This window comes from Micromonospora sp. NPDC048887 (assembly GCF_040649715.1).
In the GTDB taxonomy this organism is placed as follows: domain Bacteria; phylum Actinomycetota; class Actinomycetes; order Mycobacteriales; family Micromonosporaceae; genus Micromonospora.
The window spans coordinates 100,499-125,996 of the sequence record NZ_JBEZGA010000017.1 but is presented as its reverse complement, the minus strand read 5'-3'; the positions used below and the strand labels follow the sequence as shown (position 1 = coordinate 125,996).

The 25,498-nt window shown below is 72.2% G+C and carries 22 protein-coding genes; 13 read left to right on the top strand and 9 right to left on the bottom strand.

Going from position 1 to position 25,498, the window contains the following annotated elements:
• The first annotated feature begins 41 nt into the window (after positions 1-41).
• The 4 genes from AB0C17_RS23800 to AB0C17_RS23785 all read left to right on the top strand — a co-directional run bounded on the left by AB0C17_RS23800 (position 42) and on the right by AB0C17_RS23785 (position 2,931).
• On the top strand, positions 42-536 hold the full coding sequence (locus AB0C17_RS23800; protein WP_357473627.1) for a SigE family RNA polymerase sigma factor: 495 nt from the start codon (positions 42-44) through the stop codon (positions 534-536).
• Complete coding sequence (locus tag AB0C17_RS23795; RefSeq protein ID WP_357473624.1) at positions 533-1,612, top strand: hypothetical protein; 1,080 nt, start codon at positions 533-535, stop codon at positions 1,610-1,612. The genes AB0C17_RS23800 and AB0C17_RS23795 overlap by 4 nt, the downstream gene beginning before the upstream one ends.
• Before the next feature lie 160 nt (positions 1,613-1,772).
• Positions 1,773-2,054, top strand: coding sequence for a hypothetical protein (locus tag AB0C17_RS23790; protein ID WP_357473667.1), 282 nt, complete (start codon positions 1,773-1,775; stop codon positions 2,052-2,054).
• A gap of 67 nt (positions 2,055-2,121) precedes the next feature.
• Positions 2,122-2,931, top strand: a complete 810-nt coding sequence (locus AB0C17_RS23785; RefSeq protein WP_357473621.1) for an alpha/beta hydrolase — start codon at positions 2,122-2,124, stop codon at positions 2,929-2,931.
• A 4-nt stretch (positions 2,932-2,935) separates the two neighbouring features.
• Here the strand turns inward: AB0C17_RS23785 and AB0C17_RS23780 are convergent, their stop codons facing one another.
• From AB0C17_RS23780 to mce, 5 genes are all read right to left on the bottom strand, one after another.
• Positions 2,936-4,039, bottom strand: coding sequence for an AI-2E family transporter (locus tag AB0C17_RS23780; protein ID WP_357389361.1), 1,104 nt, complete (start codon positions 4,037-4,039; stop codon positions 2,936-2,938).
• Positions 4,040-4,396: 357 nt separating this feature from the next.
• A complete protein-coding gene (locus AB0C17_RS23775; protein WP_357473618.1) occupies positions 4,397-6,472 on the bottom strand; it encodes a hypothetical protein in 2,076 nt (691 codons plus the stop codon).
• A gap of 171 nt (positions 6,473-6,643) precedes the next feature.
• Positions 6,644-7,894, bottom strand: a complete 1,251-nt coding sequence (locus AB0C17_RS23770; protein WP_357389320.1) for a DivIVA domain-containing protein — start codon at positions 7,892-7,894, stop codon at positions 6,644-6,646.
• Positions 7,895-8,157: 263 nt separating this feature from the next.
• Positions 8,158-9,513 carry a crotonyl-CoA carboxylase/reductase gene (ccrA, locus tag AB0C17_RS23765; RefSeq protein WP_357389322.1) on the bottom strand — a complete coding sequence of 452 codons (1,356 nt, stop codon included), beginning with the start codon at positions 9,511-9,513 and terminating at the stop codon, positions 8,158-8,160.
• Between the two features lie 299 nt (positions 9,514-9,812).
• Positions 9,813-10,277, bottom strand: coding sequence for a methylmalonyl-CoA epimerase (gene mce / locus AB0C17_RS23760; RefSeq protein ID WP_357389324.1), 465 nt, complete (start codon positions 10,275-10,277; stop codon positions 9,813-9,815).
• Between the two features lie 62 nt (positions 10,278-10,339).
• Here mce and AB0C17_RS23755 point away from each other — a divergent pair, with 62 nt between their 5' ends.
• Together AB0C17_RS23755 and meaB are read left to right on the top strand one after the other, a co-directional pair.
• Complete coding sequence (locus tag AB0C17_RS23755) at positions 10,340-11,533, top strand: acetyl-CoA C-acetyltransferase (RefSeq protein ID WP_357480544.1); 1,194 nt, start codon at positions 10,340-10,342, stop codon at positions 11,531-11,533.
• A 65-nt stretch (positions 11,534-11,598) separates the two neighbouring features.
• Entirely contained in the window at positions 11,599-12,600 is a 1,002-nt protein-coding gene (gene meaB, locus AB0C17_RS23750) for a methylmalonyl Co-A mutase-associated GTPase MeaB (protein WP_357480541.1), read from the top strand.
• A 34-nt stretch (positions 12,601-12,634) separates the two neighbouring features.
• On the opposite strand, the gene AB0C17_RS23745 is transcribed toward meaB, so the two are convergent.
• A complete protein-coding gene (locus AB0C17_RS23745) occupies positions 12,635-13,279 on the bottom strand; it encodes a TetR family transcriptional regulator (RefSeq protein ID WP_357480538.1) in 645 nt (214 codons plus the stop codon).
• 152 nt (positions 13,280-13,431) lie between these two features.
• On the opposite strand from AB0C17_RS23745, the gene AB0C17_RS23740 reads away from it, so the two are divergent.
• Positions 13,432-15,564: an ABC transporter permease gene (locus AB0C17_RS23740; RefSeq protein ID WP_357480535.1), complete on the top strand. Its 2,133-nt coding sequence runs from the start codon at positions 13,432-13,434 to the stop codon at positions 15,562-15,564.
• A gap of 91 nt (positions 15,565-15,655) precedes the next feature.
• Positions 15,656-16,060, top strand: a complete 405-nt coding sequence (locus AB0C17_RS23735) for an Asp23/Gls24 family envelope stress response protein (protein ID WP_357480532.1) — start codon at positions 15,656-15,658, stop codon at positions 16,058-16,060.
• A gap of 15 nt (positions 16,061-16,075) precedes the next feature.
• Here AB0C17_RS23735 and AB0C17_RS23730 read toward each other — a convergent pair whose 3' ends face one another.
• A complete protein-coding gene (locus AB0C17_RS23730) occupies positions 16,076-16,492 on the bottom strand; it encodes a winged helix-turn-helix domain-containing protein (protein WP_357480529.1) in 417 nt (138 codons plus the stop codon).
• A gap of 263 nt (positions 16,493-16,755) precedes the next feature.
• Here AB0C17_RS23730 and AB0C17_RS23725 point away from each other — a divergent pair, with 263 nt between their 5' ends.
• From AB0C17_RS23725 to AB0C17_RS23710, 4 genes are all read left to right on the top strand, one after another.
• On the top strand, positions 16,756-17,082 hold the full coding sequence (locus AB0C17_RS23725) for a DivIVA domain-containing protein (protein WP_357480560.1): 327 nt from the start codon (positions 16,756-16,758) through the stop codon (positions 17,080-17,082).
• Positions 17,079-17,336 (top strand): hypothetical protein, encoded by a 258-nt coding sequence (locus AB0C17_RS23720; RefSeq protein WP_030503872.1) that lies wholly within the window; start codon positions 17,079-17,081, stop codon positions 17,334-17,336. The genes AB0C17_RS23725 and AB0C17_RS23720 overlap by 4 nt, the downstream gene beginning before the upstream one ends.
• Positions 17,337-17,452: 116 nt before the next feature.
• Positions 17,453-18,205: a FadR/GntR family transcriptional regulator gene (locus AB0C17_RS23715; protein WP_357480525.1), complete on the top strand. Its 753-nt coding sequence runs from the start codon at positions 17,453-17,455 to the stop codon at positions 18,203-18,205.
• Between the two features lie 193 nt (positions 18,206-18,398).
• The gene (locus tag AB0C17_RS23710) at positions 18,399-19,853 is read left to right on the top strand and encodes a P1 family peptidase (protein ID WP_357389340.1); all 1,455 of its coding nucleotides are present in this window, start codon (positions 18,399-18,401) and stop codon (positions 19,851-19,853) included.
• Between the two features lie 912 nt (positions 19,854-20,765).
• On the opposite strand, the gene AB0C17_RS23705 is transcribed toward AB0C17_RS23710, so the two are convergent.
• Positions 20,766-22,286: an ABC transporter substrate-binding protein gene (locus AB0C17_RS23705; protein WP_357389341.1), complete on the bottom strand. Its 1,521-nt coding sequence runs from the start codon at positions 22,284-22,286 to the stop codon at positions 20,766-20,768.
• A 405-nt stretch (positions 22,287-22,691) separates the two neighbouring features.
• Entirely contained in the window at positions 22,692-23,780 is a 1,089-nt protein-coding gene (locus AB0C17_RS23700) for a 3-isopropylmalate dehydrogenase (protein WP_357389343.1), read from the bottom strand.
• 185 nt (positions 23,781-23,965) lie between these two features.
• On the opposite strand from AB0C17_RS23700, the gene AB0C17_RS23695 reads away from it, so the two are divergent.
• Entirely contained in the window at positions 23,966-25,492 is a 1,527-nt protein-coding gene (locus AB0C17_RS23695; RefSeq protein WP_357389345.1) for a PLP-dependent aminotransferase family protein, read from the top strand.
• The last annotated feature ends 6 nt before the right edge of the window (positions 25,493-25,498 follow it).

Here is a 25,498-nt window from a genome sequence, read left to right as displayed (position 1 = left end):
CCGCTGTCAACAGCCGGGCCCGGTGACGGCGTCTTCGAGGTGTGACCTTCGAGGAGTACGTCGGCAGCCGCGGCCCGGCTCTGTTGCGTCTGGCCCGGCTGCTGACCGGCGACGCGCACCGCGCCGAGGACCTGACGCAGGACGTGCTGGCGCGCGCGTACGTGCACTGGCGGAAGATCGCCCGGGCCGACCGGCCCGACGTGTACGTGCGCCGGATGCTCGTCAACGCGAACACGTCCTGGTGGCGGCGGCGGTCCAGCCGTGAGCTGGCGGTGGACACGTTCGCCGACCGGCCCGGGCGCGGCGACCTCGGTGGCGAGGCGGCGGACCGGGACGAGATGTGGCGCCTGATCCGCGCCCTCCCGGACCGCCAGCGCGCCGTGCTGGTGCTGCGCTACTACGAGGACCTGGACGACGCCACGATCGCCCAGATCCTCGACTGCTCCCCGGTCACCGTCCGCACCCACGCGATGCGGGCGCTTGCCCACCTCCGGGAGCGCTGCGGCGTCCCGATGACGAAGGGGAGCCGGCCGTGACCGACCTCGACCAGCGGATCGCCTCGGTGCTGCGGGAGCAGGCCGAAGGGGAGATCGACACCGCACGCCTGCTGCGCGGCTCCCGCGCGTTGGGCAGGCGCCGGCAGGTACGCCGCCGGGCCACCGCCGGCACCGCGCTCGCCCTGGTCGGCGTGCTCGGTCTCGTCGGCGTGGTACGCGCGGACGTGGGCGGGCTGGCCGGGCGGATGCCCTGGACGGCCGCGACGCCCGAGGCGGCGCCACCCCTGGTGCCGCCGCTCGCCGACGGGGTGCCCGGGGCGCTTCAGCGTCCCGATCTGGTAGGTACCGACCCGCAGGTGCTGCACCTGGGCGTCGACACCACCCGGGCCCGCTATCTGGGCTGGTCCGTCCACAGCTCCAACCCGATCGAGTCGATCCGGTTCAGCGACGGTGAGGGACACCCGATCCTGCTCGAGGTCAGCCCGGTGGCGAAGGCTCTCGACAACACTTCGATCGACGGCTTCCCGACGCAGGCCGTCAGCGGCCGGCTGGCCTTCGACGGTGGCGTGCTGCGCGTCGCCGGTACTGACGGTCTGGTCACGTCGTGGCAGCCGTTCCCCGGTCTCTACGCCCGGGCGGCGACGCTCCGCGGTGACGTGGCCGCCCTGAAACGGGTCGCCGGCCTGGTGCGCTGGGACGAAGCCCGGCGATGCACCGGGCCGGTCCGACCGACCACGCTGCCGGCGAACGCGGCGGTGACGGGATGCTCGGTGGACGCGGCCGCCTTCCCGAAGGGCCTCACGGTTCAGCTCACCGTCTTCCGGGCACCTTCTTCATACATGTGGATGAAGCTGGTCCACGGGGCGGAGATGGGGGAGGACACGGGCCGCGCCAGCAACCGCGACCTGGGTGGCCGTCCGGGCTTCCGGTATCCGGGCGGCAACCGCCTGGAACTGCTCGGCCTGCCCAAGGTGCGGTTGACAGTCGACTTCGCCTGGCCCTTCCCCGGCGACGGACCCCCGGGCCAGGTGAACTTCACCGAGGCCGACGCGGCGACCGTGCTCGCCGGGACGCAGGTGGCACAAGACCTGACCCGCCCACAGACTTGGCCCTGACCGATCGCGCGAGCGATCTTGGTACGGAACTGCCCCTGAGAGGGCGTACCCGTACCAAGATCGCTCGGTTTCGGGGCATCGGCGGTGGGGTGGGGAGGGGCCGTAGGCTGGGATCGTGAGCCCCCGTCGCAACCGTCCCCGCCGGGACGAGATCGCCGCAGTGGACGGCGAGCGTGCCCGCCACGGCGTGCCGACAGTGCAGCAGTGGCGCGACGGCGACTGGCAGGTACGCGCGATCAGCGGCGGGGCGTCAGCCAAGACGTACCGCTGTCCCGGCTGCGACCAGGAGATCCGCCCCGGCGTGGCGCACCTGGTGGCCTGGCCGGCCGACGACCGGGGCGACCTGACCGACCGCCGGCACTGGCACTCCGGCTGCTGGCGGGCCCGGGACCGGCGTGGGCCGAACCTCCACCGCGGCCGGGGCGCCCCGCGCTACGGCTGAGCGATCTGGATCACCAGGTTCCCGTCCCGGTGGGCGGCGGGGCCGCCGACACGGGAGACTGGCAGGCGTGAGCACTCCGATTCGCGCGTCGTCGATCCTGCCCGGCCGCCGGGAGGACATCGAGCTGCACACCGCCGACGGGCTGACGCTCGTCGGCGAACTGGCCCGGCCGCTGGACCGCGAACCGGCCGCCACGCTGGTCTGCCTGCACCCGCTGCCCACCCACGGCGGGATGATGGACAGCCACGTGTTCCGCAAGGCCGCCTGGCGGCTGCCCGCACTGGCCGGCCTGGCCGTGCTCCGGTTCAACACCCGGGGCACCAGCAGCGTCCGCGGCACCAGCGAGGGAACCTTCGACGGCGCCGTCGGCGAGAAGTTCGACGTGGCCGCCGCGATCGAGTACGCCGAGTTCCACGAGCTGCCGAACATCTGGCTGGTCGGGTGGTCGTTCGGCACCGACCTGGCGCTGAAGTACGGCTGCGACCCGGCGGTGGCCGGCGCGATCCTGCTCTCCCCGCCGCTGCGCTTCTCCGCCCCGGAGGACCTGGCGGTCTGGGCCGATTCCGGCAAGCCGCTCACCGCGCTGGTCCCCGAGTTCGACGACTACCTGCGCCCGGAGGAGGCCCGGCAGCGCTTCGCCGCCGTGCCGCAGGCCGAGGTGGTGGGCGTGGACGGCGCCAAGCACCTCTGGGTCGGCGACGCGGAGAAGGTGCTGGACGAGATCGTCCGGCGGGTCGCCCCCGGCGTGCCGCTGCCGCTGCCGACCACCTGGGACGGCCCGATGGAGACCGGCGACGTCAGCGCGTACGCCGACCGTACGGTAGCCGCGTTCGCCGACACCCCGGTGCCCGGCCCGGCCCAGCGACGCGCCGAGTAACGGGTCAGCGCGCGTCCTGGCGGGGCAGCACCACCTCGCGCAGGATCAACTGCAACGCGGCGACCGTGGGTATCGCGATGAGCGCGCCCACCACGCCCAGCAGCGCCACCCCGAGCAGCGCGGCGAGCAACGCCGCCACCTCGTTCACCGACACCGCCCGGCGCATGATCTTCGGATAGAGCAGGTAGTTCTCCACCTGCTGGTAGAGGATGAAGAACACCAGGCACGCGATGCCCACCGGCAGGTCGGTGGCGAGCCCGACGAGCGTCACCACCACCGCGCCCAGCGTCGCGCCGATCTGCGGGATCAGGTCGGTCACCGCGACCACCACCGCCAGCGCGAACGGGTACGGCAGGCCGACCACCAGCGCGAACACGAACGTGGTCACGCCGGCCAGCACCGCGATGGCGAGCGCGCCGACCATGTACGCGCCGACCCGGGTCAGGATCTCGTCGCCGATCAGCCGGACCCGCTCCCGGCGCGAGCGCGGTGCCAGCGCGTACCCGAGTTCGCGCAGCTTGTCGAAGTACGCCAGGAAGTAGATCGTCAGCACCAGCACGGTGAGCAGGCGGAAGATCGTCCCGAAGATCAGTTGCGCCCCGCCGAGCACGCCGCCGAGCGCCCGCCCGATCGTGTCCGCGTTCGCCGCCGCCTGGACCCGCTCCATCACGTCGTACCGGATCACCAGGTCGTTCACTGTGGGATTGCGGCGCAGTTCCTCGACGTAGCCGGGTAGCTGCTGCACGAACTGGCCGGACTGGGTCACCACCGGCGGCACCAGCGCCAGCAGGCCGGCGACGATCAGCGCCAGCAGGGTGAGCGTCACCACCGCCACCGCCAGACCGCGCGGCACGCCCCACCTGCGCAGCCGGACCACCGCCGGGTGCAGGCCGACCGCGAGGAACAACGCGATCACCACGAGCACCAGGATGCCGGCCGCGTTGCGCAGGCCCAGGAACAGCGCGTACGCCAGCAGCACGCCGAGCGCGCCGGTGAAGCCGATCAGGAAGGCGCTGCGCCGCAGTGGCCGCCCCGGCACACCGAAGCGCCCGCTCGGCTCGAACTCACCCGGCTCGACGTCGGCGGGCCGCTCGCTGCTCGCCTCGATGCCGGTTCGCAGGCTCCTCGCGGCACCCGTGGTGTCGCTCGCGGCGGCGCGTGTGGTCTCGCTCGCGGGCTTCACCGGGCCGGCGATGTGCACGTCCGCGGCCTCGTCCTCGTGGGCGGCGGAGCCCTCCTGCGACACCCGTGCCTCCCGGCTCTCCCCGCTGCCCGGCGGCCCGCCGGTGACGTCCCCGGCCGACGCGCGACCCTCTGCCCGCAGGGTAGTCGCCGCCACCCCGCGCCGGCCATCCCACCACCACTGCCGCCGCGCTCGCCGGCCGGCGGTTCAGGGAAGTCGCGTGATCCGGGCGGGCCGGATGCCGCCACTTTGGCCGAAGTAGCGGCATCCGAGGCGGTCGGATCAGTCCTTGTCGACGGTGACGGCGCTGGGCTTGGCGCTGCGCTCGTCGGTGGTCGGCTTGGTGGGGCGCTTGCCGTTCTCGCCGGTGCTGGTGATCTTCGTCGGGGTGGCGCCCCGGCCACCCTCGCCCGGCACGGCGGCGACAGTCGGTTCGCCGTCGACGCCCGCCCCGGCGGGGGAGTCCATGGTGGTCACCGGCTCACCGACCGGCTTGGCCTTGCCCGCCTCGGCCGGCTCGCCGTCGCCCTTGGCCGGCGTGGTGCCCGTCGTGTCGGCCTTCGTGTCGGCCTTCGCGGCCACCGGCGCACCGCCACCGACCGGGACATCAGCCGGGGCGTCGCCGCCCGCCGGCTCGCCGTCGCCGGTCGAGCGGCCGGCGGACGCGGCAGTGGCGAGCTCGTCCGGGTCGACCGGAGTGGCCGCGATCCCGGCCGAGTCGGCGTCGCGCCGCAGGTCGCCGAGGCGGCGTTGCAGGTCGTCGGACTCCTGCCGCGACTTCCAGGTCTCGGTACGCAGGTCGGCCAGCTCCTGCTGCGCCTTGGCGATCTCCAGCATCACCCCGGCGAGCTGCTGCCGGCCGGCGGCCACCTCCTGCTGGGTGGCGGCCAGGTGCTGCTGGGTGGTGGCGAGGTGCTGCTGGGTCGTGGCCGCGTACTCCTCGAACTGGCGCCGCGAGGCCGCGACGTGCTCGTCGGCCTTGCGGCGCTGCGCGCCGGCGTCCGCCTCGGCACGGCGCAGCAGCTCGGCGGCCTCCAGCTCGGCCTGCTGCCGCATGCTGAGCGCGTCCGCCTCGGCGGCCTGCCGGACGTCGGCGGCGGTGCGCTCGATCTCGTCGCGCCGCGTGGTGTACGCCTGCTCCAGCTCCTCCTGCCGCTTGGCGTGCTGCTTGTCCAGCTCGTCCCGGCGCTTGGCGAACTCCTGCTCGGCGGCGGCCCGGCGCTGGGCCAGCTCCTTCTCCGCGCTGTCCCGCCGCTCGGTGACCTCCTTCTCCACCCCGGCCCGCCACGCGCCCAGCTCCTGCTGGGTCTGGGCGCGGGACTGCTGCACGTACGCCTCGGTCTCGGTGCGCATGCGCTGCACGTACGCCTCGACCTCGGCGCGGTTGCGCTTGCCGGCCTCGGTGGCCTCGGTGGTGAGCCGGCTGGCCTCGGCGCGGGCCCGGCCACGGGTGGCCTTGGCCGCCTCCTCCGCGTCGTCCACGATCTTCTTGGCCTCGGCCAGCGCCTTGGCGTGCGTGGCCCGGCCGGCCTCGGCGGCGGCGTCGGTGAGCCGCTTGGCCTCCTGCTGCCCCTTGGCGTGCACCTCCTTGGCCGCCTCGCGGAGCTGGTTCGCCTCCTGCTGGGCCTTGGCCAGCACCTCCTTGGCCGCCTCGCGCAGCCGGGCGGCCTCCTGCTGGGCCCGGGAGTGGATCTCCTTGGCGGTGTCGCGGAGCTGGGTGGCCTCCTGCTGGGCCTTCGCCAGCGCGTCCTGGGCGGTGCGGCGCAGCTTCTCGGCCTCGTCCTGCGCGGCCGTACGCAGCTTCGCCGACTCGTCCTGCGCGGCCTTGCGCAGCTGCGCCGACTCTTCCTTGGCGGTCTTGAGCGTGGCCTCGGCCTCGGCCTTGCGGGCGGCGGTGTGCCGCTCCTCCTCGGCCCGGCGGGCGGCCAGCGCGATCTCGAAGTCCTTCAGCGCCTGGGCGGCCTGCTCCCGCGCCTCCTCGACGATGTGCTCGGCGGCGGCGCGGCGGGCCTCGATCTCCTCGTTGGCGGCGCTCAGGATCTCGTCGGCCTGTTCCTCCGCCATGGTGAGGATCTGCTCCACCCGCGGACCCAGGTGCCGGAACGAGGCCCGGTCCACCACCCCCACCTGCTTGCGCACCTGGGCCAGGTCGCGCTGCAGCACCTCGACCTGACCGGCCAGCTTGTGGATCTGGGTGTACGCCTGTTCCCGCTCGGTGGTCAACGCCGCGATCTCGTGCTCCGCGCGAGCGACGTAGCGGTCGACCTGCCGTTTCTCGTACCCCCGAAGGGCGGACTCGAAGCTGGGCTCCGTCGTCACGTCCCCGCCGAGCGCGAACAGTTCCTCGCCGTGCGACATGCCCCCATCCTCACACGCAACCGGCTCTGCTGGGGCGATACGGACGCCCCTTCTGGGAGCTACTTCACCCTCCTGGCGAAACGGTCCGCACAAGCATGACGGCGCGGGGCGACACCGGTCACCCGGTGTCACCCCGCGCCGTGGCTCATGCCCCCGACAGCGGGTGTTCGGTCAGCCGGCCGACTCGGCCGTCACCTTCTGCGCGGAGGCGTCGGCCTTCGGCGTCTCGGTCTTGCCGCCGGCCGGCACACCCGGCACGATGCCGGCCAGGCCGGAGAGCATCTGCCCGAGCTGCGAGGTGACGGCGTCCTTCTGCCGGGTGAGGTCCTCGACCTCGCGGCGGGCCGCCTGGGTGGTCAGCTCGGCCTCGGTGCGGGCCTCGTTGAGCACCCGCTGCGCCTCGGCGCGCGCCTCGTTGAGCGTCTTGTCGGCGAGCGCCTTGGCCTTGTCGACTGTCTCGTTGGCGGTGCGCTCGGACTCGACCCGCCGGGACTCGGCCCGCTGCTCGATCTCCTTGGCCCGCTCCTGCGCGGCGCGTGCCCGCTGCTCGGCCTCGTTCACCAGCTTCTGGGTCTGCGCGACCTGGGCGGCGTGCCGCTCCGACTCCTCGCGCTCGGCCTTCTCCCGCCGCTCGGCGAGCTGGAGCTCCAGGGCCTGGAGGTCCTTGTCGCGCTTGTCGCGCGCGTCGGTGAGCAGCTTGGTCGCCTCGGCCCGCTTCTCCTCGGCCTCCCGGGCGGCCTTGGCCCGCTGCTGGGTGATCTCCCGCTCGGCGGTGGCGCGCAGCGTGGCGACCTCGCGCTCGACAGTCGACTTCAGCTCGGCGACCTCGTGCGCGGTGACCGTACGGAGCTGCTTGGTCTCCCGGTCGGCGTCGGCGCGCAGCGTGTCGGCCTCGCGGCGGGCCTGCACGCGAACCTCGGCGGCCTCCCGCTCGGCCGCGGTACGGACGCTGCCGGCCTCGCGCTCGGCGGTCGCCTTCATGGCGGCGGCCTCGGCGCGCGCCTTGTCGGTGATCTCACGCGCCTCGAGGCGGGCGGCGGAGAGGATGCCCTCCGACTCGCGCTTGGCCTCGTTGCGGTGGTCGTTGGCCTGCTCCTCGGCCAGCCGCAGGATCTGCTCGACGCGGGTGCCCAGGCCGGACAGGGTCGGCCGGCTGTTCTCCTCGAGCTGCTTGTTGGTCTCGGTGAGCTTCTGCTCCAGGGCGTTCTGGCGCTGCTCGGCCTGCCGCAGGCGGCGCTGCGCGTCGTTCATCCGCTGCTCGGCCTCGGCCCGGGCCTGCTCGGACTGGCTCAGGGCGGCGGTGAGGCGGCCGATGAAGTCGTCGACCTGGTTGGTGTTGTAACCACGCAGGCCAACGGTGAAATCGGGCTGTGAGTTCGCGTTATCGAAGAACGCGAGAGGGGAGGACTGCTGCTGGGGCATTGGGACATACTGGCAGACGCCCCAGGGTGGTTCGCAAGAGCGGTCGGCACCTTTCGCGTCCTGTTTACATGGTCAACTCGGTCGGCCGGTGACAACGGACCAACTGGCGATCTTGGCAGCTCCCGGGCGGGTGGGGCGGGTCGGGCTTCTGCGCGGAAGGCGGCGCGAAAAGGGCCGCGGGTCGGTACCCGCGGCCCTTTGTGCGTACGCCGGTCGAATGGTGCCCCGGTCGGCCGGAAAGGCAATCCCTGACGACCGTACGGTCAGTGACCGCGGAACCGGTTGATGGCGCTTTCGTGGCGCGAACGCATCTCGGTGTCGCGGACGCCGAGCCCGTCGGTGGGGGCGAGGCACCGGACGCCGACCTTGCCCTGGTGCGCGTTGCGGTGCACCTCGTACGCGGCCTGGCCGGTCTGCTCCAGCGCGTAGGTCTTCGACACGGTCGGGTGCACCTTGCCGAGCGCGACCAGCCGGTTGGCCTGCCACGCCTCGTGGTAGTTGGCGAAGTGGCTGCCGACGATGCGCTTGAGGTGCATCCACAGGTAGCGGTTGTCGTACTGGTGGTTGTAGCCGCTGGTGGAGGCGCAGGTGACGATCGTGCCGCCCTTCTTGGCGACGTAGACGCTGGCGCCGAACGTCTCCCGGCCCGGGTGCTCGAAGACGATGTCCGGGTCCTCGCCGCCGGTCAGCTCGCGGATGCGCTCACCGAAGCGCCGCCACTCGTCCTGGTCCTGGGTCTCCTCGTCCTTCCAGAACTTGAAGCCCTCGGCGGTCCGGTCGATGACCAGCTCGGCGCCCATCTTGCGGCACAGCTCGGCCTTCTCCGGCGAGGAGACCACGCAGACCGGGATCGCGCCGCCGTTGAGGGCCATCTGGGTGGCGTACCCGCCGAGGCCGCCGGAGGCGCCCCAGATCAGCACCACGTCGCCCTGCTTCATGTTCGCGCCGTGGTGCGAGACGAGCTGCCGGTACGCGGTGGAGTTGACCAGCCCCGGGCTGGCCGCCTCCTCCCAGGTCAGGTGGCGCGGCTTCGGCATGAGCTGGTTGGCCTTGACGATCGCCAGCTCGGCCAGGCCGCCGAAGTTGGTCTCGAAGCCCCAGATCCGCTGCTGCGGGTCGAGCATCGTGTCGTCGTGACCGGCGGAGTCCTCCAGCTCGACCGACAGGCAGTGCGCGACCACCTCGTCGCCGGCCTTCCACTTGGTCACGCCCGGCCCGGTACGCAGCACCACGCCCGCGGCGTCCGACCCGACCACGTGGTACGGCAGGTCGTGGCGGCGGGTCAGCTCGGAGAGCCGGCCGTAGCGCTGGAGGAACTTGAACGTGGGCAGCGGCTCGAAGATGCTCGTCCACACCGTGTTGTAATTGATCGCGCTGGCCATCACCGCGACGAGCGCCTCACCCGGGCCCAGCTCCGGGACCGGCACCTCCTGCACGTGCAGGGCCTTGCGCGGGTCCTTGTCGCGGGTGGCCATGCCCTCGAACATGCGGGTGTCCTCGGCACGCACCACCACGCCCCGGTAGCTCTCCGGCACGGGCAGGCCGGCGAGGCCGGCGAGCTCCCGCTCCGGCTGCGACGAACCCTCCGCCGCCATGATCGCTTCGAGGATGTCCTGCACGGTGACCTCCCGTTAGTCCGCACCCGCACAACGCGGGCAGGGGTGCTGCCATCGTCGGCGCCGGTGCGACGGGACCGCCATGTCGGCAATCGACACATTCCGGCACCGGTCGCGCTCCTGTCCGGCGGACGTTACTGAACGGTAGCTAAAGCGGGAAGCCCTCTGTGAAAAACTGCATCCACCGATGAGTGGAGCTGTCCGTGGGAACGCGCAAGCGCGCACGGCCGCGCGCGTTCCCACTTGTTAGGAAGGGCCCCTTCTTAACAGACGTCTGTTAAGAAGGGGCCCTTCCTTGCGGCTCAGGCGGGCTGGACAAGCTCGATCAGCACGCCGCCGGCGTCCTTCGGGTGCACGAAGTTGACCCGGGAGTCCGAGGTGCCGCGCCGGGGCGTGTCGTAGAGCAGCCGCACGCCGCGCTCGCGCAGCGCCGCGCACGCCACGTCGATGTCCGCCACCGTGTACGCGACCTGCTGGATACCCGGCCCGCGCTTGTCCAGGAACTTGCCGATCGTGGTGTCCGGGGAGAGCGGGGCGAGCAGCTGCACCATGCCGCCGGAGGCGTCCGGCCCGACCGCGAGCATCGCCTCGCGTACGCCCTGCTCGTCGTTGGTCTCGGTGTGCACGCAGCGCATCCCGAAGGTGCGCTGGTAGAAGTCGATCGCGGCGTCCAGGTCGGCCACGGCGATCCCGACGTGGTCGATGCGGCGCAGGCCGATGTCTGTGACAAACTCGGCAGCGGGCTCGACGGGGGAGTTCTCAGCCATGACGCTAGTCTGACCGAACAATCGTTAAGGCGTACAGGTCGGCACCCCCTCGGAGGCAGGCAATGGCTTCGGTGATCGTCAGCGGCGCGCGGACCCCGATGGGGCGCCTGCTGGGCAACCTCAAGGACCTCCCCGCGACCCGGCTCGGTGGCATCGCGATCAAGGCGGCCCTGGAGCGCGCCGGCGTCGCGCCCGAGCAGGTCCAGTACGTGATTATGGGTCAGGTGCTCCAGGCCGGCGCCGGGCAGATCCCGGCCCGGCAGGCGGCCGTCGAGGCCGGCATCCCGATGTCCACCCCGGCGCTGACCATCAACAAGGTCTGCCTCTCCGGGCTGGACGCGATCGCGCTCGCCGACCAGCTCATCCGGGCCGGCGAGTTCGACGTCGTGGTGGCCGGCGGCATGGAGTCCATGACGAACGCCCCGCACCTGCTGCTCGGGCAGCGCTCCGGCTACAAGTACGGCGACGTGACGGTCAAGGACCACATGGCCCTCGACGGCCTCACCGACGCCTGGGACTGCTGCTCGATGGGCGAGTCCACCGAGCGGCACGGCGCGAAGCACGGCATCACCCGCGAGGAGCAGGACGCGTTCTCCGCGGCCAGCCACCAGCGCGCCGCCGCCGCGCAGAAGAACGGCCACTTCGGCGACGAGATCACCCCCGTGATCATCCCGCAGCGCAAGGGCGACCCGCTGGTGATCAGCGAGGACGAGGGCATCCGCCCGGACACCACCGCCGAGTCGCTCGGCCGGCTGCGTCCCGCCTTCACCAAGGACGGCACCATCACCGCCGGCAGCTCCTCGCCGATCTCCGACGGCGCCGCCGCAGTGGTCGTGATGAGCAAGGCCAAGGCCAAGGAGCTGGGCCTGACCTGGCTGGCCGAGATCGGCGCGCACGGCAACGTGGCCGGCCCGGACAACTCCCTGCACTCGCAGCCGTCGAACGCGATCAACCACGCCCTGAAGAAGGGCGGTCTGAGCATCGAGGACCTCGACCTCATCGAGATCAACGAGGCGTTCGCGGCGGTGGGCATCCAGTCCACCCGTGACCTCGGGATCAGCCCTGACAAGGTCAACGTCAACGGTGGCGCGATCGCGCTCGGCCACCCGATCGGCATGTCCGGCGCCCGTCTCGTCCTCACGCTCGCGATGGAGCTGAAGCGGCGCGGCGGCGGCACCGGCGCGGCGGCGCTCTGCGGCGGTGGCGGGCAGGGCGACGCGTTGATCATCCACGTCCCGAACGGCGCCGAGAGCTGATTATCTGTGAGTGCGAGGAGTGAGCCGGGTTTGCGAGCCCCGCAGTCGCGAACGAAGGCGGCACTGTGAACGACGCAAGTAACGCCCCGGCGGCGGCCACCGGCCCGGTGCGCCGCAGCCGGGACGTACCCATGCTGGTGGAACGGGCCCGCGCGGGCGACCCCCGCGCGGTGGCCCGGCTGATCACCCTGGTCGAGTCCGGCGACGAGGTGCTGCCGCAGGTCGCGGCGGCGCTCGCGCCGTACTCCGGGCACGCCCAGGTGGTCGGCCTGACCGGTTCGCCGGGGGTGGGCAAGTCGACCACCACGAACGAGCTGGTACGGGCGCTGCGAGCGCGCGGCCACCGGGTCGGCGTGCTGGCCATCGACCCGTCCAGCCCGTTCACCGGCGGCGCCATCCTCGGCGACCGGGTCCGGATGCAGGACCACGCGACCGACCCGGGCGTCTACATCCGCTCGATGTCCAGCCGGGGTCACCTGGGCGGGCTCTCCGCCGCGACGCCGCAGGCGGTGCGGGTGCTGGAGGGTGCGGGCTGCGACGTGGTGCTCGTCGAGACCGTCGGCGTCGGGCAGGCCGAGGTGGAGGTGGCGTCGCTTGCCGACACCACGCTCGTGCTGCTCGCGCCGGGCATGGGCGACGCGATCCAGGCGGTCAAGGCCGGCATCCTGGAGATCGCCGACGTCTTCGTGGTCAACAAGGCCGACCGGGACGGCGCGGACGCGACGGTCCGCGACATCCAGGGCATGATCGCGCTCGGCGAGCGCGGGCCGGGGGAGTGGCGGCCGCAGGTGGTCCGCTCGATCGCCGCCCGTGCCGAGGGCATCGACGACATCGCCGCCGCCATCGACAAGCACCGCGACTGGCTGGAGCGCCACGGCGAGCTGCGCCGCCGCCGGGAGGCGCGGGCCGCCGCCGAGATCGAGGCCATCGCGCTGGGCGTGCTGCGCGCCCGGATCGGCTCACTGCGCGACGGTACGCAGCTCCCGACGCTCGCGGCGAAGGTGGCCGAGGGCGCCCTCGACCCGTACGCCGCGGCGGAGGAACTGCTCTCCCAGCTCGGCTCCTGAGGACGCGGCCGGCCGGGGCGCCTCGGCCGGCCTCTCAGATTTCCGCGTCGGTGAGCGGGTTGGCGGTGCCGGCCCGGCTGACCGGGGCCGCCAGCATGCCGGCGATGGCGTCGGCGAGGAAGTCCCCGACGTCCAGCCAGCGCGGGTCCTGCCCGTCCTGTTCGGCGCGGGCCTCGACCTCGGCGGTGGCGGTCATGACGATGCGGGCGATCAGCGCCGCCCGGCCGGCCACCACCCCCGGATCGAGGTGCGCCAGGCGGGACGCCAGTGAGGCGCGGACCGGCAGGTCGACGAAGGCCGACTCGAACGCCTCGCGCATCAGCACCCGCAGCGTCGGGTCGTGCAGGGCCTGGGCGAGGAAACGTGCCCGCCAGCTCGGCCGGGGCAGGCCGGCGAGCACCGCCATGGACGGCTGTACGAGGCTGCGGACGTCGCCGAGCACCGAGTCGGGTTGCGCGGGCATGACCCGGCGGGGTTCGGCCAGGGCGTCCATGTGCCGGGCGACCAGTGCCCGGAGCAGGCCCTCCCGGCCGCCGAAGTAGTAGCGCACCGCGGAGTGGTTCGTGTTGCCCGCGACCTCGGCGATCCTGCGGTCGGAGACCTGCGCGATCCCGGTCTCGGCGAACAGGCGTTCGGCGGCGTCGAGCAGCGCGGTACGGGCCGCCTCCGACCGTGCCATGAACCCTCGCTCTCCCCTGACCGGCGCCCAGCTGTGGCGCAGGCCAAACCTAGTCGTTTCGTCTTCCGGGGAACGCATCACCTACACTTTGTAAGTCACTTGACTTACGTTTGGCTGCCGACGCAGCCGTGAACCCACCCCGGAGCATGCCTGTGCCGCCCTCCACCGACCCGGCGACCGCCGAGCCGACCGCCGCCGACCGCAAGGAGCGGATCATCCGCTCGGTCGCCCTCTTCGTCATGCCGTTCCTCATGGTCACGATGATGTTCGCGACCTACGTGGGAACGATGCACTCGCCGCACCCCCGCCAGATGCCGGTGGCGGTGATCGGCAGCGGCGCCGAGGCCCAGGGCGTCGTCGACGCGTTGAACGCCACCGCCGGCGAGCCGGTCGAGGCCCGGCTGGTCGCGTCCCGGGACGCCGCCGTGGAACTCCTGCGGGACCGGGAGATCAGCGGCGCGTTGCAGCTCCCGGCAGCGGGTTCGGACCAGGCGACGATCATCACCGCGTCGGCGGCCGGCGCCTCCCGCGCCGCCACCGCGCAACAGCTCCTCGCCCCGGTCGCCGTGCAGCAGCAGTGGGCGTCCACGACGGAGGACGTCGCGCCGCTGCCCGACGACGACCGGGCCGGGATCTCGGTGCTGTTCGCCGCGATGGGCATGATGCTCGCCGGCTACGTACCGCTGAGCATGCTCCTGATGGCCACCCCGCACCTGCTGCGCCTGCGGCGGTTCGTTCCGCTGGCGGCCGGCTGGTCGGCGCTGACCAGCACGATCATCTGGCTGATCCTCGGACCCGGTGTCGGCGCGGTCGACGGCCACTACCTCACGTTCCTCGGCGTCGGCATGCTCACGACAGGTGCCGTCGGTCTCGCCCAGCTGTTCTTCACCAAGGTGATGGGGCCGCTGGCGGTCCTGCTCGGAATGCTGTTCTTCGTGGTGCTGGGCATGCCCGCGTCGAACCTGGCGCTACCGGTCGACACGATGCCCGGGTTCTTCCAGTTCCTGCACGGGGTGCTGCCCCTGCCGGCAGCGGGTGAGGCGCTGCGCTCGGCGCTCTACTTCGACGGCCGGGGCATCGGCGTCCACCTGCTGACGCTCGCCGCCTGGATCGTCGCCGCCGTGCTGCTCTGCCTGCTCAAGGAGCGCGGCGGGGCGCCGATCCCGCAGGCGCCGCAGGTCGACGGCCCGGACACGCCGTTGCCCGCACTCGCCGGCGGTCCGCCGCGGTCCAAGCGGTTCCGGTACGTGACGGTGGCGGCCTTCCCGCTGAGCATCCTGGTCGCCGTGGTGGGCCTGATGAGCTTCTCCATGCACAAGCCCGAGCCGCACGACATCCCGGTAGCCGTGGTCGCCGCCGTCCCCGAGCAGGCGGAGCAGGTCGCCGCCGGGCTGCGGGCCGGTCTCGGCGGGGTCGCCGACATCTCCGTCGCCGCGTCGGTGGAGGAGGCGAGGGAGCGCATCCTCGCCCAGGACCTGGTCGCCGCGTACGTGCTGCCCGCGACGCCGGGAGGCGAGGCCACCCTGTACTCGTCGTCGGCCGCCGGGTCCAGCCAGCACATGATGGTGCAGACCATGTTCCGCCAGGTCGCCGCAGGGCAGCAGACGCCGCTGGCGGTGACCGACGTGGCGCCGCTCAGCAGGACCGACACGATGGGCAGCAACAGCCTCTACGTCGGCATGTCCTGGATCATGTCCGGGTTCCTGATGCTCGCAGTGCTCCGGGGCGGGGCGCCGCACCTGCGGCGGCTGCGCCAGTTCCTGCCGATCCTCGGCGGCTGGGCGATCGGCATGGCCACCTGGCTGTGGCTGCTGTTCGACGTGATCATCGGGGCGGTCGACGGGAGCGCCCTGGAGATGATCGGTTTCGGTGCCCTCACCATCTTCGCCGTGTCGTCGGTGACCGGCGTGTTCACCCGTACCTTCGGCCTCGCCGCGATCGTCCCGATGATGGTGGTGCTGATGATGGCGGGCGTGCCCGCCTCCGGCGGCGGCCTGTCGATCTACATGGTGCCGGAGTTCTTCCGGACGCTCCAGGGCGTCCTGCCGTTGCCCGCAGCCGTGGACACGGCCCGGTCCCTCGCCTACTTCGACGGTATCGGCGTCGGGCGGAACCTCGCCGTCGTGGCGATCTGGGCTGCGGTCGGCCTGCTGCTCAACCTCGGCGTCGACTGGTGGCTCCGGCGCCGGGAGCGGGCGGCCGGCGGAAATCGGCCGCAGCCGGCGCCGGACACCTCCGGCGGGCTGGACGGGATCGGCGAGCTGGAGCCGGCCGGGGCGCGCTGACCCGGGCTCCGTCCACTGCGGAGCGCCCGCGCCTAGTACGCTCGCACCGCCCCACGCCGTCGGCGCGGGGCGGTGCGACGGGTGGGAGAGCATGGCTGACGAGGCGACCCAGGAACTGTCGATCACGCCGGACGCGGTGGCGGGCGGGACCACGCACGTCTCCGACGAGGTGGTGGAGAAGATCGCGGTGGCCGCCACCCGCGGGGTGCCCGGGGTGGCCGAGCTGGGCGGTGACGTGGCCCGGTTCTTCAACGCGGTGCTCGACCGGGTCGGGCTCGACCAGGTCGGCGACGCCCGGCGGGGCTGCACGGCCCACGTCACCAACGGCGCGGCCGTGATCAACCTGGTTCTCGTGATCGAGGCCGGCCACCCGGTCCCGCAGGTGACCGACGAGGTGCGGATCGCTGTCGCGTCCGCCGTCGAGGCGTACGGGCTGCGGGTCGACGAGATCAACATCAAGGTCGACGACGTGTCGATGGGCACGCCCACCGCCTGACGCGCGCCGCCCGGCTCAGTCGTGCGCCGGGCGGGTCAGCTCGACCTCGTCACCCGGCAGCAACTCCACGTCGCCCTCCGGGCCGTGGATCTCGAGCACCGGCACACCCTCGTCCAGCAGCATGTTCCGGCGCTCGGCGCCGGTAGGCATCCGCGCGACGACTCTCGCACCCGCGGCCAGCTCCACCTGCCTGCGCTGCGGCGTCTCCCGGACCCGCGTGCCGAGCGGACGGCTGGTGGTGACGAGCCCTTCCGATCGCAGCAGCGAAATCGCCATCCGGACCGCGTCCCGGCCGATCTGGTGCTCCTGGCTGAGCCGCGACTCGCTGCCGACGCTCGCTCCGGGCGGCAGCGAGCCCGATTCGATCTGCTCCCGGATCAGGTCGGCGAGCTGAACGTAGACCGGCGTGTGCGAGCGCGGATCGATGGTCATGACGTAAGCCTTGTGCCCCGGTAGATCTGATCCATCAAGGCTTTATGGCAATGATGGATTGTAGCCATGTTGGATCCTTGCTACTGTCGGACCGTGTTCGTGCGGTAACCGGCGGACATGACTCCTTCGAGTGCTCAATCTCGACTGCCCCGGTGCCGTACCGCGAAGTGACGCTGCGGTGGCGGGGCGGGCGGGTCCGCCCGCGCGCGGCGGGCGGGTGGCCCCGCCCTTCCAGTCCCTTCGACCACGAGAGGCAGGCGTTCGTGCGGTGGAACCTCCGGTGGCCCGGTCGGCGCGCGCGAGCCGGTCGCGGTACCACCCAGCCGGGCTGCTACCGGGCGGCCAACTACACGCCGTTGCGCCCCTGGCAGGTGCAGGAACGGCGGTTCCGGACGACTCGGCTGGGCCGGCGCGGGCTCGACCCGGCCGAGGTGCACGAGTTCCTCGACCGGGTGGCGCTCGACCTGGCCGACGTCTACCGGGCGCTCGGCGTCAGCCGGGAGGAGACCGCGCGGGTCCGGGACGCGCTGCGGCGCTGGCAGTCCGAGCAGGCGCAGAAGCGGATGAACGCGGGAGCGTACCGTCGATGAGTCCCCGCGAGCGGTTCGTCATCCACCTGCCGGTCGTCGCCGGTGACCTGGCCGGCGCCGTACGCCTGGCCCGGGTCGTCGCCCGCTGGTCGGGCGTGCTCGCCCAGGCCGACCCGGGCGAGACCACCGTCTCGGCCGAGGACGAGCAGGGTGTACGCCATCGGGTCTTCTGCGATCTGCGGATGGGCGACGGCCGGCGCTGCCTGCTGCGGGCCGACCACGACGGCCCGTGCGCCCGCCGGCTGCTCCGGTGACCCGCCGCCCGGCCTGCGCACTCGTCGTGGCGGGCGGGGGCTGACCACCGGGCGGGTCGATGCACCGTACCGTTGTTCCCAGCGGCGCGAGGCCGCCGTGCGTCGGGAGGTTCGCCATGCCGAAGGCTGTCTCGTTCGCTCCAGTGCGGACCGTGCGGGCGTACGAGGGGATCGTCCGGCAGGTCGAGGAGCGGATCGCCGCCGGGGATCTGCAGCCGGGCGACCGGCTGCCGAGCGAGCGTGAGCTGACGACGCAGTTCGACGTCAGCAGGTCCACGGTGCGTGAGGCGCTGCGTGTGCTGGAGAGCAGCGGCCTGGTCCGCTCACGCCCCGGGGACCCCCTGGGGCCGCAGGTGATCGCCTCGACCGCCTCGGCGATGCGCAAGCTGTTCGCCCGGGTCGTGGCCAGCCGGCGGCTCGGCGTGGCGGAGCTGCTCCAGTTCCGCATGATCATCGAGTCGGCGGCCGGTTCGGTGGCGGCCCGGCTGGCCTCACCGTCCGAGTTGGACGAACTGGAGCAGGCGCTGACCGGCATGCGGGACGCGGTGGCCGACGGCTACGAGGCGTTCAGCGCGGCGGACGTCCGCTTCCACGAGCACGTCGCGCGGCTGTCGGGGAACGAGTTGCTCGTGCTCTGCCTCGACGCGGTCCGGAGCATGGTGCTGGACCTCATCTCGACCAAGCTGGCGCAGGCGCCGGACCCGCAGGCCCTGATGGAGCGCACCCTGGCCCACCATCGCCGGGTCGTCGACGCGATGCGGGCGGGCGAGGCGGACGAGGTGGCCCGGCTGACCCGCCAGGAGCTGCACCACTACTACGCCGAGTACGTGCCGGAGGAGCGGCGTTCGATGGTGGACGTATTGCTCTGATACCGCCTGATGTGGCCTGACCTGGGATTACCCGAGTAGGCCATTAGCTGGGCCAGGTCTTCCCCTTAACTGGTCTGACCAGTAGCCTCCCCCACATCGCTCGTCGTGCACCACGGGGGACCACCAGTTGACCAATGCATCGACCGCCCCGAATCGGGGTGGCGGTCGCACCGCTTCGCATAGGAGAAGCTGCATGAAGTCGTCCAGATTCGCTGCGATCGCCGCGGCAGCCCTGGTCGTCCCGGGACTCGCGCTCGTCGCGTCGCCCGCGTCGGCCAACCCCGCCGCCGGCGCCCCGGGCGCCCACAACGCCATCACCGACGTTCCCGGCATCCAGGTCGGCCAGGTGCAGTCCGACACCGCTCCGTACCTGACCGGCACCTCGGTCGTCTACATGCCGCAGATGTCGGTGGCCAGTGTGGACCAGCGCGGTGGCGCCCCCGCCACCAAGGAGACCGACCTGCTCAGCCCGCTCAACTCGAACCCGGGCGTCAACGCGATCCAGCTCGGCGGCAGCAGCATGTACGGGCTGTCGGCCACCAACGGCATCATCCGCTGGCTGGAGGACCGGGGCGAGGGCGTACGCGTCGGCGCCGGCGGCGTGGCCCCGATCGTGCCGGCCGCGGACATCTTCGACCTCGGCCGCGGCGGTGACCCGAAGGCGCGCACCTCCGCCGAGTGGGGTTACCTCGCGGCGCAGGCCACCTCGGACGGTCCGGTCCGCCAGGGCGGCGTCGGTGGCGGCACCGGTGCCCGCGGTGGCGGCCTGCGTGGCGGCGTCGGAACCGCCAGTGTCCACCTCGGCGACGGCATCTACGTCGGCGCGATGGTGATCGTCAACCCGGCCGGCTCCCCGGTCGACCCGGCGGACTGCACCCTGTACGGCGTCAAGTTCGGCATCGGCAACGAGTTCGCCGGGTACAAGGCGCCCAAGAAGCAGGAGTGCAACCCGCCGAGCACCGCCGCCCAGCAGCCGGCCAACACCACGATCGCCGTGGTCGCCACAAACGCTCCGCTGGAGAAGGCCGCCGCGCAGCGCATGTCCGGCAACGCGCACGACGGCATGGCCCGCGCGATCAGCCCGATCCACACCCTGGGCGACGGTGACACCGTCTTCGCCGTCTCCACCGGCAAGGGCGAGGCGCTGCAGATCAACGACCCGGCCGACACCCGTCAGCTGAACGCCATCTTCAACGCCGGTGCCAGCACGCTGGCCCGCGCCATCGCCAAGGCCGTCCTCTCGTCCGAGAGCATCGGCAACACCACCAGCTACTGTGACCGCTACCCCTCGGCCTGCAAGGGCATGAAGCAGCTCAAGCAGTGGCGTACGCAGGGCAACGCCCCCGACGTGACGCCGGAGACCTTCGCTCAGGCCACCCAGGCGCTGCAGCAGACGCCGGTCCCCGCGCCGGCCGCTGCCGACAACGGCAAGGACAAGCCCAAGCCGAAGCCGAAGGCCGCTCCGGCGGGCAACACCACGGAGCAGGAGTCGCAGAACGGCATGGTTCTCGCCTCCGGCAACACCGGTGGCCCCACGCTCTCCACGGGTGTGACCACGGGCCTGCTGGCCGCGGGCATCCTCGGCGTCGGCCTGCTGGGCATGCACCTGCGGGGTCGCCGACGGGCAACCACCGCCCGGCTGAGCTGACACACGCTGTCCCACCCGGCGCCGCGACTGTAGGCGCCTGACGATCGAGGCGGGCTTCGTCCACACGGACGGGGCCCGCCTCGCGTCGTTCCCGGCGCGCCCGCCCGACGGAGACGTCGTCCCCGATTGCGGGTGCGCCTCGTCGACCTTGGAGTTGTGGCACCTCACATACCTCGCTCACGGGGCACTCCGGGCGTCACAACTCCATGATCGACGACGGTGGGGCGCGCTCGGGCGCATAGGGAGCGGCGGCGGGAGTGGGTGCGGGACACCTCGGCCGGCAGGTGGCAGCGCTTCGAGGCCGACGGGCATCGGGACCGCGTCCACCGTTCAGCCGCGGCTTCCCCGCCTGGCGGCGAGTCCCCGGCCCCGTCCTGAGCCGAGGCGGCCGTGTCTGTCCGCGATCTCGGGCGGGCCTCGCGCCGACAGCGGGCTCGCCCGTACGACGGGCTCTGTGCACAGTCATTGGTGCGCGTCGCCTCATTCCAGGCGTGCCTGCCCGACCGCGAATCGCGGGCCTTACTGATTCCGCAGGACGCATCTGCGCGCGATCTCGGGCGAGCTTCGTCGACCTTGGAGTTGTGGCACCTCGTATATCTCGCTTACGGGACACTCCAGGCGCCACAACTCCATGATCGACGGACGCGCGTCAGAGCACGGGTGCGCCGGGGCGTGGGTCACCGGACGAAGTCGTCGATCTTGCACTTTGTGCCCCGGCAAAAGGGGTGAACCTCGCGCGCCGAGGGCCGAAACTGCAAGATCGCCGAGGGCGGAGGGCGGAGGGCGGAGGGCGGAGGGCGGAGGGCGGAGGGCGGAGGGCGGAGGGCGGAGGGCGGGGCGGGTGGGGTGGGAATGCGAGAAGGACCTGGTGGGCTGGGGAGCCCTACCAGGTCCTTCTGTGGGTGGAGCAGGTTACTTCTTCGACACCTTGGTGACGTCGAACGACTGGGTCACCGCGTCCTTCGGGTAACCCTCGACGCCGTCCCGGATCACCGCGAGGTTCGGCAGCAGGAACAGCCAGTCGCTGGCGGCCTCCTGCGAGATGACCTTCGCGGCCTCGGCGAACTTCTTGTCCCGGGTCGCCGCGTCCAGGGCCGTGTCGGCCTCCTGCATGAGCTGGGTGACGGCCGGGTTCTTGTAGCGGTGGTAGTAGCCCGGCTCGCCGTAGCGGACCAGGTCACGCGGCTCGACGTGGGCGATGATCGACAGGTCGTAGTTGGCCTTGCCGAACACCTTGTCGAGCCACTGCGGCATCTCGACGTTGTTCTGGGTCACCTTGATGCCGACCTCGTTCAGCTGCGAGGCGACGAACTGCGCCGACGCGCGGGCGTAACCCGGCGGCGGGACGTCCATGGTCAGGGTGAGCCCGTTCGCGTGGCCGGCCTCGGCCAGCAGCTGCTTGGCCTTGGCGGGGTCGTGCGGGAAGTCGCCGGTGCGGTCCTCGTACCACGGGTCGCTCGGCGGCACCATGCTGCCGATCTTCGTGCCGTACCCGGACCAGACGGTCTTGATGAGCGCGTCGTGGTCGATCGCGTGGCGGATGGCCTGGCGGACGCGGGCGTCGGCCAGCGGGCCCTTGCCGTTGTTCATGGCCAGGACGACCTCACCTGTCGTCTTGCCCTCGACCACCTCGAACTGCTTGTTGCCCTTGAACACCTCGAGCAGCTGCGGCGCCTGGATGTTCGCCACGATGTCGAGCTGACCGGAGAGCATCGCGTTGTTCAGCGCGTTGGCGTCGGTGATGTAGCGGAAGACGGCGGAGGCGACCTTCGCCTTCTCGCCCCAGTAGCCGTCGTGGCGGGCCAGCGTGATGCTGTCGCCGCGGTTCCACTTGTCGAACTTGAACGGGCCGGTGCCGTTCGGCTTCGTGCCGAGGTCGGTGGCGTTCTCCTTGAGCACCACGCCGACGCGGCCGGCGACGTCGAACAGCCAGCTCTGGCTCGGGCGGGACAGCGTGACGTCCACGGTGGTGGCGTCCGGCGCCTCGACGGTCTTCACGACGGTCATCTGCGACTTGAACGGGTTCGTCGAGCCTTCCGCGGTCACCCGCTTGAAGCTCCACACCACGTCCTGCGCGGTGAGCTTCTGACCGTCGTGGAAGGTGACGTTGTCGCGGAGCTTGAACGAGTACTTGGTGCCGTCGTCGGACACCTTCCACTCGCTGGCCAGCAGCGGCTCCACCTCACCGGTGTCCGCGTTCTGGCGCACCAGGCCCTCGTACACGTTGTAGAGCAGGACCTGCGGGATCGCGGCGCCGGCCTCGGCGGTCAGGTCGAGGCTCACCGGCTCCAGGTAGGCGCCGAGGGTGACGGTGCCGTTGCCGGAGCCGCCCCCGGTGGTGGTCTCCGAGTCGTCGCCATCGCTACTGCACGCGGTCAGAGCCAGCGCCGTGGCGAGCAGCACGGCGGGCAGCGTTATCTTCAGCCGATTCATTCGTGTGTCCCATCGCGAAGAACGCCAAGGGCGCTCGTAGCCTGTGAGCCGGGACACTAGGAGCGTGGTACCCGATGCGAAAGGGCCAGTTCAGCGGGGTGGGCAGGTACCAATCGCCGCCCGGGGAGCCAGCGGTGGCCCGGTTTCGGGCGGCCGGGCGGCAACGCGCGCGGGAACACGCGGTGACACCGCCACGAACGGCTCTCAGCAGGTGAGATGCGGTTTTCGGCGGGCACGCCAGGTCCGTCCGTGAGGTCCCCGAACGTTGCCCGCGACGTCGTACGGGAGGTGGCCGTTCGGCGCTGCCCACGTCCCCGTACGCCCGACCCCGTCCAGCCGGGGTGCCAGGCGAAAAAGGTGGCGGCGGGGTCCACCCCGCCGCCACCTCGATCAGCCGATGACGCGCTACGCCGGCAGCGCCTCCGCCTGGTACGCGCCCTCGGCGATGGCGGCGGCGACGGCGTCGCCGAAGTCCTCGGTCGACATGCCCATCTCCGGCCCGCGCATGGCGCCCAGGCGCGGCAGGACCGCCTTCACGCCGTCCTCCAGGCTGCGCGCGGCGTCCGGGTGGCCCAGGTGCTCCAGCATGAGCGCGGCGCTGAGGATCGAGCCGGCGGGATTGGCCCAGCCCCGGCCGGCGATGTCCGGCGCGGAGCCGTGCACCGGCTCGAACATGCTCGGCGCCGACCCGGTCGGGTTGAGGTTGCCGCTGGCCGCCAGGCCGAGACCGCCCTGCACGGCCGCGCCCAGGTCGGTGATGATGTCGCCGAACAGGTTGTCGGTGACCACCACGTCGAACCGCTCCGGCTGGGTGACCAGGTAGAGGCACATCGCGTCGACGTGCACGTAGTCCACCTCGATGTCCGGGTACTCCGCGGCGACCTCCTCGAAGGTCCGCTGCCACAGGTCGCCGGCGTACGTCAGGATGTTCGCCTTGTGCACCAGCGTGACGTGCTTCCGGCGGCCCAGGGCCTGCCGGAAACCGTGCCGGATGAGGCGTTCGACACCCTTGCGGGTGTTCACCGACTCCTGGGTGGCGATCTCGTCCGGCCCGCCCCGGTGGATGAAGCCGCCGGCGCCGACGTAGGCGCCCTCGGTGTTCTCCCGCAGGATCACCAGGTCGCACTGCTCGGGACGCAGCCCGCCGATGGGCGAGGGCACGCCTGGCAGCAGCTTCACCGGCCGCAGGTTGACGTACTGGTCGAATGCGGTCCGCAGGTGGATGACCAGGCCGCGTTCGAGCACGCCGGGTGGCACCGACGGGTCGCCGACGGCGCCGAAGAGAATGGCGTCCGCCTTGGCCAGTTCCTGTTCCACGTCCGGCGGCACGACCTGGCCGGTTATCCGCCAGTAGTCCGCGCCGAGTTCGTAGTCTTCCCACACCAGGTCGAGCCCGAACCGTCGGGCGGCGGCGTCACACGCCTTGACCGCCTGCGCGGTGACCTCCGGTCCGATGCCGTCGCCGGGCACCAGCGCGATTCGCTGGGCGCTCATTAGTCCACCCCTGTCCGCGTGCAGGAGACCGTCACCTGCCATCGCCCGGCCAAGCGTGGCGGGAACGGGCCCTCCGCAACAGGTCCAGGTCTCCGGCTAGGCTAGTACCAGCGGGACGCGGATGGCGTGTGCGAGGCGTGCGACGACGGGACTGGGCGAGACCCCCGCGGGAGTGGGAGGTCGAGGTGGCGGACTTCCTGCTGCCGGTCAACCCGCAGAGCACGGTTCCGCTCTACGAGCAGATCATCACCGGGCTCGAGGACGCGATCCTCGCCGGGCAGTACGACGACGGCCCGCTGCCGAGCACGCGCCGCCTGGCCGAGTCGCTCGGCGTCTCCCGGAACACGGTGCTGACCGCGTACGACCGGCTCATGGAGCAGGGCCTCATCGTGACGGTCCCGCGGCGCGGTCTCTACGTCTCCTCCGACGCGGTGGTGCGGATGCGGGCCGCGCGGCGGACCGCCCGCTCGCCGATGCGGCCGATCGACTGGGAGTCGCGGCTGCCGGAACCGCCCCCCACGCCTGTGCACCGGGATCCGGCCTGGGCGCGGGCGCCGTTCCCGTTCGTGGTCGGCCAGCCCGACCCCAGCATGTTCCCGATCGGCGCGTGGGAACGGGCGCAGCGTGAGGCGCTGCGGCAGGACGGGCTGTCCCGGGTCATCGGGGACGCCGGCCAGGCCGACGACCCGGAGCTGGTGCGTCAGCTCTGCGAGCACGTGCTGCCCGCGCGCGGCATCTCCGCGCACCCCGACCAGGTGATGATCACGCTGGGTTCGACGCACGCGCTGCACCTGCTGGCGAGCGTCCTGGTCCGGCCGGGCAGCGTGGTGCTGGTCGAGGACCCGGGCTACCCCGACGCGCGGACGATCATGCAGATGGCCGGCGCCGACGTGGTGCCCGGCCGGGTCGACGAGGACGGCCTGGTCGTCGAGGACCTGCCGGCCGACCTGCACGGCGCCCAGCTGGTGTACGTCACGCCGAGCCACCAGTATCCGACCGGCGCGACCATGTCGGCGTCCCGGCGGGAGGAGCTGCTGCGCCGGGCCGGCGCGGCGGACGCGGTGGTGATCGAGGACGACTACGACCCGGAGATGACGTTCCGGGGGATGCCCGCGGTGGCGGTGCGGGCGCTGGACGACGAGGACCGCGTCGTCTACCTCGGCAGCTTCAGCAAGCTGCTGGCGCCCGGGCTGCGGCTCGGCTACGTGGTGGCGTCCCCGGCGCTGGTGGACGCCATGCGGGCCCGCTCCCGCTACGTGCTGCGGCACCCGCCCGGCCCGATGCAACGGGCCCTCGCGCAGATGATCGCCAGCCGGGACCTGGCCCGTCACGTACGCCGCGTCCGCGCGCACTACCAGGGGCTGTACGAGGAGATGGTGCGGGCGGTCGAGCGGCACGTGCGCTGGGGCCCGCAGCCGGTGCCGCGTGGCGGGCTGGCCCGGTGGCTGACCGGCCCGCCCGGGCTGGACGCCGGGGAACTCGCCCGCGAGCTGCGCCGGCAGGGTGTCCTGCTCGACCCCGGGGCGCCGTACTGGGCCGCCCGGCCCGCGCCGCGTCACCACCTGCGGCTGGGGTACCAGGTGATGCCGCTGGACCGCATCGACGAGGGGGTGCGGCGGGTCGCCGCGGCCGTAGAAGACCAGGTCCGGCCAGGGCTGGTACCCCCGCCGGCCCGGAAACTGGACGTTCCCCTTCGGGGTCGGAGTTCGTAACCTCCG

What these genes read in the sequence shown, in the direction of transcription:
- AB0C17_RS23745 (WP_357480538.1), bottom strand. Translation starts at nt 13,279, where the DNA reads ATGGCACGGTCGGAGGCGGCCCGTACCGCGCTGCTCGACGCCGCCGAA.
- AB0C17_RS23715 (WP_357480525.1), top strand. Translation starts at nt 17,453, where the DNA reads ATGCCGAAGGCTGTCTCGTTCGCTCCAGTGCGGACCGTGCGGGCGTAC.
- AB0C17_RS23770 (WP_357389320.1), bottom strand. Translation starts at nt 7,894, where the DNA reads ATGCCCCAGCAGCAGTCCTCCCCTCTCGCGTTCTTCGATAACGCGAAC.
- AB0C17_RS23735 (WP_357480532.1), top strand. Translation starts at nt 15,656, where the DNA reads ATGGCTGACGAGGCGACCCAGGAACTGTCGATCACGCCGGACGCGGTG.
- AB0C17_RS23700 (WP_357389343.1), bottom strand. Translation starts at nt 23,780, where the DNA reads ATGAGCGCCCAGCGAATCGCGCTGGTGCCCGGCGACGGCATCGGACCG.
- mce (WP_357389324.1), bottom strand. Translation starts at nt 10,277, where the DNA reads ATGGCTGAGAACTCCCCCGTCGAGCCCGCTGCCGAGTTTGTCACAGAC.
- AB0C17_RS23705 (WP_357389341.1), bottom strand. Translation starts at nt 22,286, where the DNA reads ATGAATCGGCTGAAGATAACGCTGCCCGCCGTGCTGCTCGCCACGGCG.
- AB0C17_RS23755 (WP_357480544.1), top strand. Translation starts at nt 10,340, where the DNA reads ATGGCTTCGGTGATCGTCAGCGGCGCGCGGACCCCGATGGGGCGCCTG.
- AB0C17_RS23710 (WP_357389340.1), top strand. Translation starts at nt 18,399, where the DNA reads ATGAAGTCGTCCAGATTCGCTGCGATCGCCGCGGCAGCCCTGGTCGTC.
- AB0C17_RS23720 (WP_030503872.1), top strand. Translation starts at nt 17,079, where the DNA reads ATGAGTCCCCGCGAGCGGTTCGTCATCCACCTGCCGGTCGTCGCCGGT.
- AB0C17_RS23730 (WP_357480529.1), bottom strand. Translation starts at nt 16,492, where the DNA reads ATGACCATCGATCCGCGCTCGCACACGCCGGTCTACGTTCAGCTCGCC.
- AB0C17_RS23775 (WP_357473618.1), bottom strand. Translation starts at nt 6,472, where the DNA reads ATGTCGCACGGCGAGGAACTGTTCGCGCTCGGCGGGGACGTGACGACG.